Annotated in this window: 13 protein-coding genes; 9 read left to right on the top strand and 4 right to left on the bottom strand. The window is 73.6% G+C overall.

Annotated elements, in window-relative coordinates; all coding sequences use genetic code 11:
- Positions 1-54 precede the first annotated feature (54 nt).
- Positions 55-2,052 carry a glycosyltransferase family 2 protein gene (locus SMD11_RS03095; protein WP_087924945.1) on the bottom strand — a complete coding sequence of 666 codons (1,998 nt, stop codon included), beginning with the start codon at positions 2,050-2,052 and terminating at the stop codon, positions 55-57.
- Between the two features lie 645 nt (positions 2,053-2,697).
- On the opposite strand from SMD11_RS03095, the gene gndA reads away from it, so the two are divergent.
- The 5 genes from gndA (at position 2,698) to SMD11_RS03120 (ending at position 9,258) form a co-directional block, all read left to right on the top strand.
- Positions 2,698-4,158 carry an NADP-dependent phosphogluconate dehydrogenase gene (gene gndA / locus SMD11_RS03100; protein WP_087924946.1) on the top strand — a complete coding sequence of 487 codons (1,461 nt, stop codon included), beginning with the start codon at positions 2,698-2,700 and terminating at the stop codon, positions 4,156-4,158.
- A 290-nt stretch (positions 4,159-4,448) separates the two neighbouring features.
- Positions 4,449-4,937: a DUF6643 family protein gene (locus tag SMD11_RS03105; RefSeq protein WP_087924947.1), complete on the top strand. Its 489-nt coding sequence runs from the start codon at positions 4,449-4,451 to the stop codon at positions 4,935-4,937.
- A 106-nt stretch (positions 4,938-5,043) separates the two neighbouring features.
- Positions 5,044-5,886 (top strand): MOSC domain-containing protein, encoded by an 843-nt coding sequence (locus SMD11_RS03110; RefSeq protein WP_087924948.1) that lies wholly within the window; start codon positions 5,044-5,046, stop codon positions 5,884-5,886.
- Between the two features lie 241 nt (positions 5,887-6,127).
- Positions 6,128-6,733 (top strand): hypothetical protein, encoded by a 606-nt coding sequence (locus SMD11_RS03115; RefSeq protein WP_234365868.1) that lies wholly within the window; start codon positions 6,128-6,130, stop codon positions 6,731-6,733.
- Positions 6,734-6,828: 95 nt separating this feature from the next.
- Positions 6,829-9,258 carry a right-handed parallel beta-helix repeat-containing protein gene (locus tag SMD11_RS03120; protein WP_087924950.1) on the top strand — a complete coding sequence of 810 codons (2,430 nt, stop codon included), beginning with the start codon at positions 6,829-6,831 and terminating at the stop codon, positions 9,256-9,258.
- Here the strand turns inward: SMD11_RS03120 and SMD11_RS03125 are convergent.
- On the bottom strand, positions 9,228-11,561 hold the full coding sequence (locus tag SMD11_RS03125; protein ID WP_087924951.1) for a hypothetical protein: 2,334 nt from the start codon (positions 11,559-11,561) through the stop codon (positions 9,228-9,230). The two genes, SMD11_RS03120 and SMD11_RS03125, sit on opposite strands and share 31 nt — an antisense overlap.
- Positions 11,562-11,747: 186 nt before the next feature.
- On the opposite strand from SMD11_RS03125, the gene SMD11_RS03130 reads away from it, so the two are divergent.
- Entirely contained in the window at positions 11,748-12,593 is an 846-nt protein-coding gene (locus tag SMD11_RS03130) for a DeoR/GlpR family DNA-binding transcription regulator (RefSeq protein ID WP_087924952.1), read from the top strand.
- A 62-nt stretch (positions 12,594-12,655) separates the two neighbouring features.
- Here SMD11_RS03130 and SMD11_RS03135 read toward each other — a convergent pair whose 3' ends face one another.
- Entirely contained in the window at positions 12,656-13,792 is a 1,137-nt protein-coding gene (locus tag SMD11_RS03135; RefSeq protein WP_324614681.1) for a PLP-dependent cysteine synthase family protein, read from the bottom strand.
- A 136-nt stretch (positions 13,793-13,928) separates the two neighbouring features.
- On the opposite strand from SMD11_RS03135, the gene SMD11_RS03140 reads away from it, so the two are divergent.
- The 3 genes from SMD11_RS03140 to SMD11_RS03150 all read left to right on the top strand — a co-directional run bounded on the left by SMD11_RS03140 (position 13,929) and on the right by SMD11_RS03150 (position 16,055).
- Positions 13,929-14,258 carry a hypothetical protein gene (locus SMD11_RS03140; RefSeq protein ID WP_087924953.1) on the top strand — a complete coding sequence of 110 codons (330 nt, stop codon included), beginning with the start codon at positions 13,929-13,931 and terminating at the stop codon, positions 14,256-14,258.
- A 198-nt stretch (positions 14,259-14,456) separates the two neighbouring features.
- Positions 14,457-15,005 carry an ATP-binding protein gene (locus SMD11_RS03145; RefSeq protein WP_087924954.1) on the top strand — a complete coding sequence of 183 codons (549 nt, stop codon included), beginning with the start codon at positions 14,457-14,459 and terminating at the stop codon, positions 15,003-15,005.
- Positions 15,006-15,260: 255 nt separating this feature from the next.
- Entirely contained in the window at positions 15,261-16,055 is a 795-nt protein-coding gene (locus SMD11_RS03150) for a maleylpyruvate isomerase family mycothiol-dependent enzyme (RefSeq protein WP_087924955.1), read from the top strand.
- Here the strand turns inward: SMD11_RS03150 and SMD11_RS03155 are convergent.
- Positions 16,028-16,318 (bottom strand): SHOCT domain-containing protein, encoded by a 291-nt coding sequence (locus tag SMD11_RS03155; RefSeq protein ID WP_087924956.1) that lies wholly within the window; start codon positions 16,316-16,318, stop codon positions 16,028-16,030. The two genes, SMD11_RS03150 and SMD11_RS03155, sit on opposite strands and share 28 nt — an antisense overlap.
- Positions 16,319-16,355: the final 37 nt, after the last annotated feature.

Consider the following 16,355-nt stretch of genomic DNA (forward strand, 5'->3'; position numbering starts at 1 on the left):
AGCGGCGCCGTGTCTCCCCGGGGGTGGCCCTTCGCGGGCCGTCCGCCCCGGAGGCTAACGCCGTTTCAACCGCGCTCGCGCCGCCTTCAGCAACTCCACCCGCCCCACCCGCAAGGTCAGCACGTCACGCCCCGCCAGCGGCTTGGCGTACCACGGCATACCGAACCGCCGCCAGCGGGCGGGCTTCAGCGAGGGCTGCGCGGGCACGGGAACCGACCACTCCTTGCCCTCCACGGCGAGGCGGAGGGTCAGCTCCCACTCCCCGGCGGTCGCGCAGGGCACCTGGGCCGTGAACGCGCCCTTGGCGGACGAGGGCTCGACGGGCACTGCCCGTTCGACGCCTTCCGCCCCCTTGGCACGCACGGTGAGTGCGCCGAGAGGCCAACCGTTCAGCGTGCAACGTCCGTTCACGACGAGGGTGGCCGGGGTCTCGGTCGACCACTGTGCGCCGGTGACCCGCAGGCGCGGCGTGACGCGGTGCCGTGTCTCGCCCACGTCCAGCGTCAGATTGCCGTAAGGCTTGGTGGTGTAGAGGGCGACCGCGGTCCCCTCGTCCGTGACGAGCATGGTGGTCGCCGTGGTCACCGCCTCCGCGCGGCCGCTGCCGAGGCGGGCCTCCTTCACGATGCCCTGGGCGCCCACAGCGAGCGAGATGTCCCAGAGACCGGCCGTCAACGGCGCGAGCTCGATCGCCGCTTCGTACCCCGCCGCGCTGTAGTCGTGGAGGTCGCTGTCCTTGTCGATACCCGGAGCAGGGGTGTGGCGGACCGCGAGGCGACGCTCCGTATCCGTGCCGCGCTTGCGGAGGACGAGCTCCGTGGTGACATCACGCGTGGCTATTCGGTGGATGTAGGCGTGACCCGTGAGGCGCAGCCGGGTGGCGTCGAGCACCGCGGAGTCGACGCGGTGGCGGACGCCCAGCTCGGCCGTGAGGTCGTAGCAGTCGTCGGGGATGTTCAGCGTGCTGTCGCGGAAGTAGGGGTAAAGGGCGTAGGCACGGCCGCCTTCGACCTGGATCTCCGGAAGGGTCGTGGCCGTGGCGGCGAGGGTGGTGATGCCGTAGCTGGCGGCACCTCGGTCGAGCTCCCAGTGGACAAGGGTGAGGAGTTCGTCGAGAAGCGCACGGCCTATGAGGTGGCAGCGCAGGCGGACCACGGCGGGCAGGCGGGCGGCCAGGCCGTCGGTCCAGTAGAGCGCGACCAGGTCGGCCAGCTCGTGCAGCAGCTTCTCCTGGACGTCACGCCGGGGTTCACGACTCAGCTGGAGCACGGCGTCCCGCAGCTCGACGGCGAAGTGCCGGTGCATCAGCGCGTCGCGGTCGGGGCCGGCCGGTACCCGGTCGGCGACGAGCTCGGCCATCGTGCGGAAGAGATCCATCCGCATCCGTGTGCCGTGCTCCTGCGCGGTGATGTTGTTGCCGTCCTCGCGCGCGACCCAGTAAAGGCAGTCGTAGTCGGCGACGACGGATATCGCGGCGGCCTCAAGGTAGGCGGTGGCGACGAACGGCTGGTCCTCGCCGATCGACAGGCCCGTGTCGAAGCGGAGCCGGAGCCGGTCGATCAGCTCGCGACGGAACAGCTTCATGGGGTTGAGGGTCCAGTAGACCCTGGAGGAGAACACATCGGTCCTGGGCTGGTCCCGCTTGAACATCGACCGGGGTGCGCGGCGCCCGCCCTCCCCCACGATCCGCCCGAGGACGACGTCGGAGCCGTTCTCGTCGGCCGCCGCGACCATGCGCTCAAGGGCCTCGGGGCCGATGCGGTCATCCGCGTCGAGGAAATAGACGTAGCGTCCGGCGGCGCGGTCGAGTCCGAGGTTGCGCGGACCCGCCGGGCCACCGGAGTTCGGCTGATGGATCACATGCATCAGCGGCGCGCGCTCCGCCAGCCGGTCCAGCTCCTCCGCCGTACCGTCCGTGGAACCGTCGTCGACCGCGATCAGCTCGATCCGGTCCGCTCCCAGGGACTGGTCGAGAACAGAGGTGACGCTACCGGTCACGTACGGCATGGCGTTGTACGCGGCGATGATGACCGTGACATCAGGCCCAGGCATGGTCGAATCCTCCGTTCCTACAGTCCAGGGTGCCGTTCCAGGATATAGGAGACATCGAACCGGCGTTCCCCGACCGGACCACGACTTCGGCAGTCAGCGGACGGCCGCCGGTGGCAAGCACGGGAGTGCTGCCGGCCGGCCCGAGAGCCCGCGTGACGTGCCCCGGAACCGGCCTCACCACCATGGAATTCCGCCGGTCGGCGGGGTGATCACCCCGCCACATGGCGGGTGATGCCACCCGGAGCCTGAAGACGGAGTTCAAAGAGTCACGCACACAGCGGGGCCGTACCACGGCCTGCGTCGTGGATTCCACGGCCTGGCGGCCGGATGTCTTGACGCTCCATCAGCTGTAGGACCGCGCCCCTCTCGCCCCCGGCACTCCGATCCAGTGACCGCCCACCCGGAGCCCACACTTGTCCGAGTCACACAATCGGGCCCCGACTGCGGCCGCCTCCGTCAAAGAGCAAGGTGACAAGATCGAGGTCACCTCAGCGCACTCCCGCCCGCCTCCCCACGCCCGTGCCACGATGACCAGGTGATGCCCGGCATCCCGGCGGGAAGAGCTCGACACCCGCCGGCGTTGCCGCCTCGCACAAGCCTTACGCACAGCCTCACCGACGCACGTGACAGGAGTGGATCCCCGCAATGCCCAGCACCCCCTCCCCCAAGGCCACCGCGCAGATCGGTGTCACCGGGCTCGCCGTCATGGGCAGCAACCTCGCCCGCAACTTCGCCCGGCACGGGCACACCGTCGCCCTCCACAACCGCACCTACGCCAAGACGAAGGCGCTCGTCGACCAGCACGGCCACGAGGGCGACTTCGTCCCGGCCGAGTCCGCCGAGGAGTTCGTCGCCGCCCTCCAGAAGCCGCGCCGCATCATCGTCATGGTCAAGGCGGGCGACCCCACCGACGCCGTCATCGACGAGTTCGCCGTCCTCCTGGAGCCCGGCGACGTCATCATCGACGGCGGCAACGCCCACTTCGCCGACACCCGCCGCCGTGAAAAGGCACTCCGAGAGAAAGGCATCCACTTCGTCGGCGCCGGTATCTCCGGTGGTGAAGAAGGCGCGCTCAACGGGCCCGCCATCATGCCCGGCGGATCGGAGGAGTCCTACAACTCCCTCGGCCCGCTCCTCGAATCCATCGCCGCGAAGGCGAAGGACGGCACGCCCTGCTGCACCCACGTCGGACCCGACGGCGCCGGACACTTCGTCAAGATGGTGCACAACGGCATCGAGTACGCCGACATGCAGCTCATCGCCGAGGCCTACGACCTGCTGCGCAACGTCGCCGGGTTCGAGCCGGCCCGGATCGCCGAGACCTTCCGCGGCTGGAACGCCGGGCGCCTGGACTCGTACCTCATCGAGATCACCGCGGAGGTGCTCGCCCACACCGACGCGGACACCGGGCGGCCCTTCGTGGACGTGGTGGCCGACGAGGCCGAGCAGAAGGGCACCGGCCGGTGGACGGTGCAGACCGCGCTGGACCTCGGGACCCCGGTGTCCGGCATCGCCGAGGCCGTGTTCGCCCGCTCGGTGTCCGGTCACCGCGATCTCCGCGAGGCGGCCCGGGGACTGCCCGGGCCGCGGCGCGAGAGCCTCTCCGCCGACGAGGCGGAGGCCTTCGCCGCGCGGGTCGAGGAGGCGCTGTACGCGTCGAAGGTCGTCTCGTACGCCCAGGGCTGGAACATGATCAGCGCCGCGAGCGCCGAGTACGGCTGGGACATCGACCTGGGCGCGACGGCCGCCATCTGGCGGGGCGGCTGCATCATCCGGGCCGCGTTCCTGGACCGCATCCGGAGCGCCTTCGCCGCCGACCCGGCCCTCCCCACCCTGCTGGCCGACAAGGGCTTCGCGGAGGAGGTCGGCCGGGCCCAGGACGCCTGGCGCTCGGTCGTCACCACGGCCGTCACCCACGGCGTGCCCACGCCCGGGTTCTCCGCCGCCCTCGCGTACTACGACGCGCTGCGCGCCGAGCGGCTGCCCGCCGCGCTGACGCAGGGGCAGCGCGACTTCTTCGGGGCGCACACCTACCGGCGTGTCGACCGCGAGGGCTCGTTCCACACCGGGTGGAGCGGGGAGCGCGAGGAGGAGCGCACCGCCTGACCCCGGCCGCCCCCGACCGCACCCGGCACCCGGCGACCCCGGCGGAGGCGGCCCGCTCCCCGGCCGCCTCCGGCGCCACCTGACGGACCGCCAGTTCACCGCCGGGCACATCGTCGGAAAAGGTGCGAACAGGTCGTGCGACACGCCGAAAAGCGGTGACCGGATCACCCGCTCGTATGGATGTGTCCCTACCTGTCGTTTCTGTCCTGACCTGCGTCTTTGCAGGTCAGAAAGGGGTTGCGGCGACCTCGGCGTAGACCGGGCCGGGGAAAGGGCTTAACTTATGCGCTATGACCTCCCCCCGCAGCACCTACGGCGGTGGCTACTACGCCACGCCGTCGTTCCCGGACACCCCCATCTACGACAGCCTTGTCGCGGAGCGGGGCACCCCGCAGATCGCACCCATCCGGGTGTCGTCCCCGTACGACGGCGGGAGCCAGCTGCCCGCCCTGCCGGCGCTGCCCTCCGGCCCGTCGGCCGCGCCGCAGCCGCAGGCGCCGCAGAACGGCTACGCCGCCCCCGGCCAGCAGTACGGCTACCCGGCCGGGAACGGCCAGCAGCCCGCCGGCCTCCAGCAGGCCCCGGCGCCCTACATCCCGCAGCAGGCGCCGCGCTACACCGGCCCCCAGCAGTACCAGCAGCAGCCGCGCCCCGCGGCCGCCGGTCCCGCCGGCCCGGCCGGGTACGACGCGATGCGGCCCGTGGCACCCCGCCCCGCCCCCGCGCAGTACGAGGATCCGTACAACCGCCCGTACCCCCCGCAGCAGGGCGGCTACTGAGCCTCGCCGACCCGGCCGGACGGCCGGGCCACGCCGGGTGCCGGGGGGCCGGGGCGGGCGAGGGGGGAATCATCCGATCAACGGGGCGCGGTGGCAGGATGGCAGCATGTCCACGCCAGCGCTGACCTCGGTCCACTACTACCCCGTCAAGTCCATGGCCGGGTGCGCGCCCGCCGAGGCGGCCGTGGAGCCCTGGGGGCTCGCCGGGGACCGGCGGTGGCTGGTCACCGACGAGAGCGGTGCGCAGATCACCCAACGGCAGCGGCCGAGACTCGCGTTGGCCTCGGCGCGGCCCTCGGCGGCCGGCGGGATCCGGCTCCACGCGCCGGGCTCCGAGCCGCTCGACGTCCCCGTGCCCGACGTCGCCGAGCAGGGCGGCACGGTCACGGTGCAGGTGTTCCGGGACAAGATCGAGGCCGTGCCCGCCGGGCCGGCGGCGGACGCGTGGGTGAGCGACTTCCTGGAGTGCCCGGCCCGCCTCCTGCACATGGACGACCCGGCGGTCCGGCGCGGGATCGATCCCGAGTACTCCCTGCCGGGCGAGACCGTGAGCTTCGCCGACGGCTTTCCGCTGCTGGCCGCCACGCTCGGCTCGCTGGACGCCCTCAACTCCCTGATCGCCGAGGGCGATCACGCGGCGGAGGGCCCGCTGCCCATGAACCGGTTCCGGCCGAACGTGGTGATCGCGGGCACCGAGCCCTGGGCCGAGGACGGCTGGCGGCGCGTCCGGATCGGCGAGGTCACCTTCCGGGCCGTCAAGCCCAGCAAGCGCTGCGTCGTCACCACGACCGACCAGCTCACGGCCGTACGGGGCAAGGAGCCGCTGCGCACGCTCGTCCGGCACCACCGGATAGGCAACGGCGCGGTGTTCGGCATGAACCTCATCCCCGAGCGCACCGGGGTGCTGCGCGTGGGCGACCCCGTCGAGATCCTGGCCCGGGCCTCCTGAGCCCGGACCTCTGAGAGCCGGCTCCCGCGCCCGGACCTTCCGGGACCGGCCTCCGGATCCGGCGTCCGAACCCCTCGGGAAACGAGCGCTCCGCACGCCCCTGCCGCCCCGTCACCGCACGCCACCCGTCAACGCGCCGCCCCGAACGGCATCCGGAGGGGGTGATTTTGCTCTCTCCGCCGTCTTCATCCGCATGCGATGCCCTGTGTGAGGTATCTACGGAACGCGGAAGGGGGTGAGCGTGGTGCGCGCGACGAGGTGGGCATGGCGATGGCGGCGCAATCCGCTGCGCCGCCGTACCGACGCCCTGGAGGCATGGATCTGCGTGGCCGCCGTGGCCCTGATGCTGCTGGCCGGCACGGCCGTCGGCTGGGCGACGGGGACGCTCGCGCACAAGGCGCTGCGGGAGACGGTCCGCGAACAGCAGCGGCACCGCCACCTCGTGACCGCCACGGCGCTGCGCACCCTGCGGAGCCGGCCCACCGGGACGGACCGCGAGGCCGCGACCGAACGCGAGGGGCACCTCCGGGTGATCGCCCGCTGGCCGGGCCCGGAGGGCGAGCGGCTCTCCGGCGTGGTCGCCGTCCGCGACGCCGCCGACCCCGGCCACCGCTTCCGGCTGTGGACGGACGACCAGGGGCGGGTCGCGGGCCGCCCCATGGACCGGGGCACCGCCACCGTCCACGCGGTCCTCGCCGGTGCCGGCGCCGGCGCGGGCGCCGCGGGGCTGATCGAAGGGTGCCGCAGGGTGGTCGTCTGGAGGCTCACCCGACGGCGGTACGCCGACTGGGACCGCTCCTGGCGGCAGGCCGCCCACACCTGGGGTCGCGCGGACGCGGGGAGCTGACCGGTCAACTCCCGTGGCCCGCGCGCGCTACGGTGGTCCGGCCGGTACGTATCGTGCCGGTGAACGCACGCACGAGGTGGGGGCAGAGCAGCACCATGGCACAGGGCTCGGTCCAGGTGACGCACAGCGGTACGTCGCGGTGGCGACGGCGCACGGGGGAGTACGACTCCCTGGCCTCGGCCCTGGAGGCGTCGGCCGACGGCGACGTCCTGTCCGTCGCGCCGGGCACCTACCGCGAGAATCTGGTGGTCACGCGCGCCGTCACCCTGCGCGGCAGCGAGGGCACGCGCGGCTCGGTGCGGATCGCCCCGACGGAGGGCGTCGCCCTGACCGTGCGGGCGTCGGCGGCACTGCTGGACCTCCACATCGAGGGGCAGGACGCCGCGGCGCCCGCGCTGCTCGTCGAGGACGGTGCCCCGGAGCTGGCCGATCTGCGGATCACCACCCGGTCCGCGGCGGGCATCGAGGTGCGCGGGGGCTCCCGGCCCACGGTGCGCCGCTGCACGGTCGACAACCCCGGCGGCATCGGGATCAGCGTGCTGGACGGCTCGGGCGGCTTCTTCGAGGACTGCGAGGTGGTGGCCGCCGGGCAGTCGGGGGTCACCGTGCGCGGTGGCGCCCACCCGCGGTTCGAGCGCTGCCGGGTGCACCAGTCCTCGGGCGCGGGGCTGTCCGTCACCGGCGAGGGCAGCGCCCTGGAGGCGATCGGCTGCGAGGTCTACGAGATCAGGGGCACGGGGGTGCAGGTGACCGCCCGCGCGGCCGGGCATCTGACCGACTGCCAGGTGCACCGCACCTCGGGCGACGGCGTGACCCTGGACACCGACGCGGTGCTCTCGCTGATGGACTGCGAGATCCACGACGTCCCGGAGAACGGGGTGGACCTGCGCTCCCGTTCGGTCCTGTCGATGACGCGCACGGCGGTGCGCCGCTTCGGGCGCAACGGCCTGTCCGTGTGGGACCCCGGCACCCGCGTGGAGGCCGACCGGTGCGACATCCACGAGAGCACGGGCGACTATCCGGCCGTCTGGGTGAGCGACGGCGCGACCGCCGTGCTGGGCGCCTGCCGGGTGCGCGAGGTGCCGGACGCCCTGTTCGTGCTGGACCGGGGGTCCGCCGTCGAGGTGGTCGACAGCGATCTCGCGCAGGTCCGGAACACCGCCGTGTCGGTGAGTGACGGCGCGACGGCCCGCCTCGACGACTGCCGGATCCGGCAGGCCGGTACGGGCGCGTGGTTCCGCGACCACGGCAGCGGCGGCGTGATGACGGACTGCACCATCGACGCGGCGGCCACGGGCGTCATCGTCACCAAGGGCGCGGATCCCACCGTCGAGCGCTGCACGGTCAGTTCGCCCGCCGAGGCGGGCTTCTATGTGTCGGCGGGCGGCCGGGGCACCTTCCACGACTGCCGGGTGACGGGCAGCGGCGGCTACGGCTTCCACGTCATCGACGGCTGCCGTTCGACGCTGAGCCGGTGCCGCACGGAGCGGTGCGCGCGCGGCGGCTACGAGTTCGCCGAGGCCGGCACCGTGAGCGAGGGCTGTACGAGCGACGAGGGCGCGATCGCCACGGCCGGGGCCTCGCTGTCGCGGGGGCGGGCCCTCGGCGCCCCGGTGGTGGAGGCGCCGCCGGCTCCCCCGACGCCGGTGCTGTCGGTCGGGGTACCCCTCCAGCGCTCCCCCGACGACGCCGTGCCGGCCGCCCGTGAGACCGGGCGCCCGGCGGCGACGGTGCTCGGCGAGCTGGACGCCCTGGTGGGTCTGGAGAGCGTCAAGCGCGAGGTGCGGGCGCTCACGGACATGATCGAGGTCGGGCGGCGGCGGCAGGAGGCGGGGCTCAAGGCGGCGTCCGTGCGCCGGCACCTGGTCTTCACCGGCTCCCCCGGCACCGGCAAGACCACGGTGGCGCGGCTCTACGGCGAGATCCTCGCCTCGCTGGGGGTGCTGGAGAGCGGGCACCTGGTGGAGGTCTCCCGGGTGGACCTGGTGGGCGAGCACATCGGGTCGACGGCGATCCGTACCCAGGAGGCCTTCGACCGGGCGCGCGGCGGCGTCCTCTTCATCGACGAGGCGTACGCCCTGTCGCCCGAGGACTCCGGGCGGGACTTCGGCCGGGAGGCCATCGACACGCTGGTGAAGCTGATGGAGGACCACCGGGACGCGGTCGTGGTGATCGTCGCCGGCTACACCGCGGAGATGCAGCGCTTCCTGACCGTCAACCCGGGTGTGGCCTCGCGCTTCTCACGGACCATCACCTTCACCGACTACGCGCCGGACGAGCTGCTGCGGATCGTGGAGCAGCAGGCGGTCGAGCAGGAGTACCGGCTCGGCGAGGGAGCGGCGGACGCCCTGCTGAAGTACTTCACGGAGATCCCCAAGGGCCCGGCCTTCGGCAACGGCCGGACCGCCCGGCAGACCTTCGAATCGATGGTCGAGCACCACGCGGGCCGGGTGGCGCAGCTGTCCGCGCCGAGCACGGACGAGCTGACGCTGCTCTACCCGGAGGACCTGCCCGAGCTGCCCTGAGCGGGTATCCAGGCGGCCAGCTCGGCCAGCAGCGCCGTGCGCTCCTCGGCGAAGGCCGGGTCGGCCTGGTAGCGGGAGTGGCAGAGGACGGGGGCGGGCAGCGGGTGCTCGGGCGTGCGCCCGTAGGCCAGGGGGTCCTTGAGAGGGCCCCGGTCGACGCGGCGGGCGGTGTCGCCGGCCTCGCCGGGAGGGAGGCGGACGGGGCCGCCGATGGGGTCGGTACGGCGCCACAGATTGCGCCAGCACCGAAGGTCGTGGTGCAGCGCCGTGAGCTGCGCGGGCCCGAAGTAGGCGGGGAACCAGCGGCCGTAGAGGCGCTCCAGGGGCGAGCCGTGGGTGAGCAGGGCGACCCGCGCACGGGTCCCGCGGTCGAGCTGCCAGACGGCGGCGGCCGCGAGGACGCTGCCCTGGGAGTGGCCGGAGATGACGAGCCTGCCGCCCGTGCGCTCGGTCCATGTGCGCATCCGCCAGGTGAGGTCGGGGACGGCGCGCTCGGCGTAGCAGGGCGGGGCGAAGGGGTGGGCGGCGCGGGGCCAGAAGGTGCCGACGTCCCAGAGGATGCCGACGGTGCGGCGCGCGGCGGGATCGCGGTAGGCGCGCCGGCCCCAGGTGAGCAGGAGGACGAAGCCGAGGCCGACGCACCAGGAGCCGAGTGCCTGGGCGGTCTGGGCGCAGCTCTCGACGGCTTCGGGCGTGCCGTGGGCGGCGCGGCCGGGTACGTCACCGGTGGCCCAGGCGCCGGCGAGGGCGCCACCGCCGAGGAGGAGGGTGAGCCCGGCCGCGGTGCCGGCGACCCAGGGGGCGGAGTCGGTGAGCCCGGCGCGGGCGACGGCGCCCGCGATGGCGCTCGTACGGGCCCGGTCGGGCTCCTCGCCGGGGTAGTCGCCGGGGACGGTGCGCAGCAGCGCGCGGCGGACCCGCATGGCGCGCACGGCGAGGTAAAGCGCCAGCAGGAGCAGGGCGGCGAGCAGCGGGGGTATGGCGGCGGCCTGCCAGGACAGGACGACCGGGGGGCCGGCGATCGGGCTGCCGCCCATGCCGGGGGTGGCGCGGCCGTCGAGCCAGTCCGCGGCCCGCTGGGCGACGCCCGCGGTCATGAGGCCGCCGAGGGCACAGGCGAGCGTGGCGACGACGGGGCCGGCGAGCCCGGCCAGCGGTGCCCGCTCGACGGGCTCGGCGCGGTGGAGGCGGCGGGCGACGACGGCCAGGAGGACGGCCAGGAGGATCTGCGTGAGGCCGACGGCGCCGAAGAGGCGGTCACCGGGGAGCATGCCGGAGGAGACCCAGCGGGGGCGGCTCCAGGCGGCGTGCAGGACGGCGAGCACCAGCAGGGCGAGGGCCGCGGCGGGCAGCGCCCGGACGGCGGCGCGGTCGGTCCTCCCGTCGGGGGCGGTCTCGTGGCGGCCGCGGCGGCAGACGGTGACGAGCGTGAGGGCTCCGGCGGCCGACAGGGCGGTGACGAGGGCCCAGCCGGTGACGTCCAGGGCCGGGCTGCCACCGGGCGCGCGGTCGTGACGGGTGGCGGCCTGGGTGAGGACGGCGGCGACGGTCAGCAGGGCGGCCGCGGTGTGCGCGGCGCGCAGGCGGGCGACGATGCGCCGGCCGTACCAGAAGCCGGGCAGCCGCAGGGCCGGGCCGCCGCCCGTGCGGAGCTCACTGTCGTCGGGGGCGGAACCGGCGGGCGGCTGGGTCTCGTAGGCGCTCCAGGTGCGGTGGGAGAGGAACCACAGCAGGCCGGTGAGGGCGGCGGGCACGACGGCGGCCAGGGCGAGCCGCCGGCCGGGCTGGCTCCACCAGCCGTCCCTGGCGGAGGACATGAAGCCGAGCCACGCCTTGCCCGAGGAGCACGCGCGGGTGCCCGCGCACTGCCAGGCCGTCAGGTCGAGGGTGACCTCGCAGATCGCGGCGGTGAGCAGGACGGTGAGGCTGAGGGCGACGAGGCGGACCAGCACGCCGTAGGCCCGCGACGCGCGGGTGCGGGCGTCGGCGGCGGGGCGCATCCAGTGGGCGAGATTGACGATCATGAAGGGCAGCAGGACGAGCCAGAGGGCGCGCGAGCCGTTCCCCGAGGTGAGGTTGGACCACACATAGGCCTCGCGGACGGGCCCGTCGCGCGGCTCGCGCGGGCGGGCCTCGGCGTCGAGGTCGTCGGTGCGGCGGTGGATGCCCGCGATGTCGTCGCCGGTGACGCGCTCGGTGCGCGGATCGCCCAGCATGGTCTCCGGAGTGGCGCCGCCGACGCCGTGCACGAGCAGTTCGAGAGCGAGTCCTGGTGCCGTCGCCGGCTGTTCCTGTGCTGCCACCGCGTCCCCCGATCCCGGTGTGGTCCCTCACTTCAAGAATCGTCCCAGGAGGCACTGACAATGCGCGCGCGGCGCCGAACGAGGCGCAATCGTGATGAGAGTTGAACGAAGCCGATCATCTGCCTTACGTGCGTGGGAAGATGAGCTGGCACAGCTGTCGGCGGCTGACCGGAGAGGACGGCCCGGGTGAGCGACAACCAGAACCTCCTCGCGGAGCAGCGGCGCGCCCTGATCCTGGACGAGGTCCGGCGGCGCGGCGGCGTGCGGGTCAACGAGCTGACGCGCAGACTGAACGTCTCGGACATGACGGTCCGCCGGGATCTCGACGCCCTGGCCAGGCAGGGCGTCGTGGAGAAGGTGCACGGCGGCGCGGTGCCGGTCACGGAGGCGACGGCCCACGAACCCGGCTTCGAGGCCAAGTCGGCCCTGGAGCTGGCGGCGAAGGAGGACATCGCGCGGGCGGCGGCGCGGATGGCCGCGCGGGGCGGCGCGATCGCCCTGGCCGGCGGGACGACGGTGTTCGCGCTGGCGCAGCGGCTGGTCGACGTCCCGGACCTGACGGTGGTGACGAATTCGGTGCGGGCCGCCGACGTGTTCCACACGGCGCAGCGTTCCGTGTCGTCGACGGGGCCCGCGGCGCGGCCGGGCGCGGCGACGGTGGTGCTCACGGGCGGGGTGCGGACACCCTCGGACACGCTGGTCGGGCCGGTGGCGGACGCCGCGATCCGCTCGCTGCACTTCGACGTGCTGTTCATCGGGGTGCACGGGATCTCCGCCGAGGCGGGGCTGTCGACGCCGAATCTGGCGGAGGCGGAGACCAACCGGCATTTCGTGCGGGCGGCGCGCCGGGTGGTGGTCCTGGCGGACCACACCAAATGGGGGACGGTGGCGCTGAGTTCCTTCGCCACGCTCGACGAGGTGGACGCCCTGGTCACGGACGCGGGGCTGCCGCCGGCGGCGCGCCGGGAGATCGCCGAGCGGCTGCCGGAGCTGGTGGTGGCGGACGGCTTCGGCGAGACCGCGGACCTCTAGGCGTGGACGGCGGGGCCGCCAGGGACGCCGGCCGGGGTGCCCGTACCGCCTCGCGGGAGGTGTCAGCCGGGCCAGTGGCCGGTCGCCAGGAAGGTGGTGATGGCCGCGGTGTACGGCGCGATGTCCAGGCCCTGCTCGGCGAGCCAGGCGTCGGAGTAGTACTTGTCGAGGTAGCGCTCCCCGGGGTCGCAGATGAGGGTGACGACGCTGCCCTGACGGCCCTGGTCGGCGAGTTCGGCGACGATCTTCAGCGCGCTCCAGAGGCCGGTGCCGCTGGAGCCGCCCGCCTTACGGCCGATGGCCGCGTCCAGGGCCCGTACGGCCGCGACGCTCGCGGCGTCCGGGACCTTCATCATCCGGTCGATCGCGCCGGCCACGAAGCTGGGCTCCATGCGGGGCCGGCCGATGCCCTCGATGCGTGAGCCGCGGTCGCTCGTCGCGGTGGGGTCGTGGTCCCGCCAGCCGTCGAAGAAGCAGGAGTTCTCGGGGTCGGCGACGCAGATGTGGGTGTCGTGCTGCATGTAGCGCACATAGCGGGCGAGGGTCGCGGAGGTGCCACCGGTGCCGGCGGTGGCGACGATCCAGGCGGGCACCGGGTGGCGTTCGAGGCGCAGCTGCTGGTAGATCGACTCGGCGATGTTGTTGTTGCCGCGCCAGTCCGTGGCCCGTTCGGCGTAGGTGAACTGGTCCATGTAGTGGCCGCCGGTCCGCTCGGCGAGGGCGGCCGCCTCGGCGTACATCGTCCGGGGGTCGTCGACGAAGTGGCAGCGGGCGCCCTGGGCCTGGATCAGCCGGCATTTCTCCCGGCTGGTGGTGCGGGGCATGACGGCGACGAAGGGGACGCCGATCAGGGCGGCGAAGTAGGCCTCGGAGACGGCGGTGGAGCCGCTGGAGGCCTCCACGACGGGGGCGTCGGGGCGGATCCAGCCGTTGCACAGGCCGTAGAGGAAGAGTGAGCGGGCGAGGCGGTGCTTGAGGCTGCCGGTGGGGTGGGTGGACTCGTCCTTGAGGTAGAGGTCGATGCCCCACTCCTGCGGCAGGGGGAAGCGCAGCAGGTGGGTGTCGGCCGAACGGTTCGCGTCGGCCTGCACCTTCCGGACCGCCTCGGCCAGCCAGGCCCGGTGGGCGGGGTCGCTGCGGTCGATGTCGAGGGTGGGGGTGGGGCCGGCGGAGCCGCCCGCGCGCACGGTGCTGTTCACGACGCTCCTCACGCAGTTCGTCCTGGCTCATACGGGAGCACCCGGACGTTTCGATCATAAATGGGCACTGGTGCGTGAGCCGCCTCACAGGCAGACTGCGCACCAGGCACACGATTCGGCCGGGGAGGCGGTTGCCGTGGCGGAGCCGGAGTTCAACGCGACCGGGGTGCGGATCGAGCGGGCTCTGCGCTCTCTCACCAGGGCCGGTCAGGTGAAGATCAAGGACGGCAGGCTGGAGCTGCTGACGAGCTACGGCCGGGAGATAGACAGCGCTCCGCTGGACGCGGTCCACGCGAGCAAACCGTGGTTCGCCGCCCGGGACCGGGCGCGGGCACGGGTGAACGGCACACGCTACGTCCTCACCCTGGGCGGCCGGGACGGTGCGGCCGAGGAACCGGGGCCCTCGGCGGTCCGGCGGTTCCTGGAGGCGGTCCGCTCCGCGCGCGACAGCGATGCGCGGGGCTGAAGGCGTAGGAGTTGCGCATGTGGCGGTGAGAACCGACCCTTGACTCGTATCGGCATCACCGAGGGTAGAGCGGCGATTACACTCCGGATCAGTGTTCCGCCGACCGGCTCAGCCGCCACCGCCGTTGGACCGGACCCGGCGCGTGCCAGAACGCCTATCTGCATCAGGCTAGCCCTACTTCTTCAGGGAGTCGCAGCCGTGATCAGTCGACCGAACAAGCACTGCACCGTAGAGCTCCAGGCTCTGCCGCCGCGGATCGGCCAGGTCCGCAGAATCGTATCTGCGCAGCTCCGTTACTGGCATCTCGATCCCCTCATCGACACCGCCGCGCTCGGCGTCACCGAGCTCCTGACCAACGTGCACCGGCACGCGGAACCCGACAAACGCTGCACCGTGGAGATCGACCTCGTCCTGGACCAGCTCACGGTCTCGGTGCGGGACCACGACCCCCGGCTGCCGCGCCTCGGGGACGCCGACACCGGGAGCACGCACGGGCGTGGCCTGGCCCTGATCGCCGCCGTCAGCGCCAGCTGGGGGGTGCAGGAGCGGCACGACGGCGGGAAGGTCGTGTGGTTCACGCTCGCCGTGCCCGGTACGCCCGCGGCCCGGCGCACGCAGGCCGACCGCGCCGTCACGTTCGAACAGTCCGTCACCCGGTTGCCCGCGCTCGACGAGTCCGTCTTCGAGAAGCCCGCGGCGGCTCTCCGGACGGCGTCGCTCGGCGGCCGCTCCCCCGTCCCCGGCTGAGCCGCCCGGCGGGCGCACCCCCACCCGGTCACCCCACCCACCCTCGCGGGAGCGGCACGCAACGGCCGCGACGGCGCGCGACACGTCGGACGCGCCGCCCGCCGGGCGGGCCGGGTCCCGGGCCCCACCGCGCAGGGACGCACGTCCCCGCACGCCTCCGGTACGCGCCCGCGCGCCACGGTCCGGTGGCGTAGATGCCAAGGGCTCCCGGCCGATCGCACCGCCCCGGGCGGCGCCGCGTGGCAGAGTGAGGCCGTGGACCACCTCTCCGTATTCCACCGTGAAGTCCTGGCGTTCGAGGCGGCGGTACGGCGCGCGGCCGACGCGGGCGGATCGCCCCTGGTCCCCTCCTGCCCCGGCTGGTCGGTGGCCGACCTGGTCGTCCATCTGGGCAGTGTCCACCGGGCCGTGGCCCATATCGTGACGCGGCGGCTCGACGGCCCGCCGGACCCCTCGGACCTCTCCTATCTCGGTCTGCCCGCGGACACCCACGACTGGCCGCTTCCCGAGAACGCTCCCCATCAAGGCCCGGTGCCCGCAAGTCTGTCCGACTGGTTCGCGGCCGGGGCCGGCGCCCTGGAGTCGGTGCTGGGAGACCGTGCACCGGACGCGTGGGCGTGGACGTGGTCCGGGGAGCGGACGGTCGGGTTCTGGCGGCGGGTGCAGGCCGTCGAGGCGTCGGTGCACCGCTGGGACGCCGAGCGGGCGCTCGGCACGGCCCGCCCCCTGGAGGCGGACTTCGCGGCGGACGCCGTCGGCCACAACTTCGAGGTGTTCGTGCCGGCCCGGCGGACCTGGAAGAGCGTCCCGGCGGGCGCGGGCGAGCGGTTCGGGTTCCGGCGGACCGACGGCCCCGGAGAGTGGACCGTGTCCTTCGACGGGGACGACGTGCGGACCGCCGGCGGCGCCGGACCCCGCGACGTCGAGGTGGCGGGGACCGCCTCGGACCTGCTGCTGTTCCTGTGGCAGCGGATCCCCGCGGAGCGGCTCGACGTGACGGGCGACCGGCGCGCGCTCGACCGCTATTTCGCTCTCGTGCCTCCCGTGTGAGTGCCGAAGTCCTTCTCCAGTACGGCCATCCGGCGCCGGTACTCGTCCTCGTCGATCTCGCCCGCGGCGTACCGGCCGCCCAGGAGGGCCGTCGGCGAGGGTCCGGGAGGCGCCGCCCGGCCCTGGCAGGAGGTGCGACCGCGCCACACCGTGCGGCGCAGGAGGACGATGACGCCGATCACGACGGCCGCCCAGATCAGCGGGAAGAAGAGGATCCAGGGACCGGGGCCGCCGTCGGCCGCGGTGTACGCGAGGGTGTTCATGAGGTGTCAGCTCCTCGGTGGTGAGGGTGTTTCCCTT

This window comes from Streptomyces albireticuli, assembly GCF_002192455.1.
In the GTDB taxonomy this organism is placed as follows: Bacteria; Actinomycetota; Actinomycetes; order Streptomycetales; family Streptomycetaceae; genus Streptomyces; species Streptomyces albireticuli_B.

Excerpts from the sequence above, each read along its gene's own strand:
- SMD11_RS03095 (WP_087924945.1), bottom strand. The coding sequence starts at position 2,052 with ATGCCTGGGCCTGATGTCACGGTCATCATCGCCGCGTACAACGCCATG.
- gndA (WP_087924946.1), top strand. The coding sequence starts at position 2,698 with ATGCCCAGCACCCCCTCCCCCAAGGCCACCGCGCAGATCGGTGTCACC.
- SMD11_RS03105 (WP_087924947.1), top strand. The coding sequence starts at position 4,449 with ATGACCTCCCCCCGCAGCACCTACGGCGGTGGCTACTACGCCACGCCG.
- SMD11_RS03110 (WP_087924948.1), top strand. The coding sequence starts at position 5,044 with ATGTCCACGCCAGCGCTGACCTCGGTCCACTACTACCCCGTCAAGTCC.
- SMD11_RS03120 (WP_087924950.1), top strand. The coding sequence starts at position 6,829 with ATGGCACAGGGCTCGGTCCAGGTGACGCACAGCGGTACGTCGCGGTGG.
- SMD11_RS03155 (WP_087924956.1), bottom strand. The coding sequence starts at position 16,318 with ATGAACACCCTCGCGTACACCGCGGCCGACGGCGGCCCCGGTCCCTGG.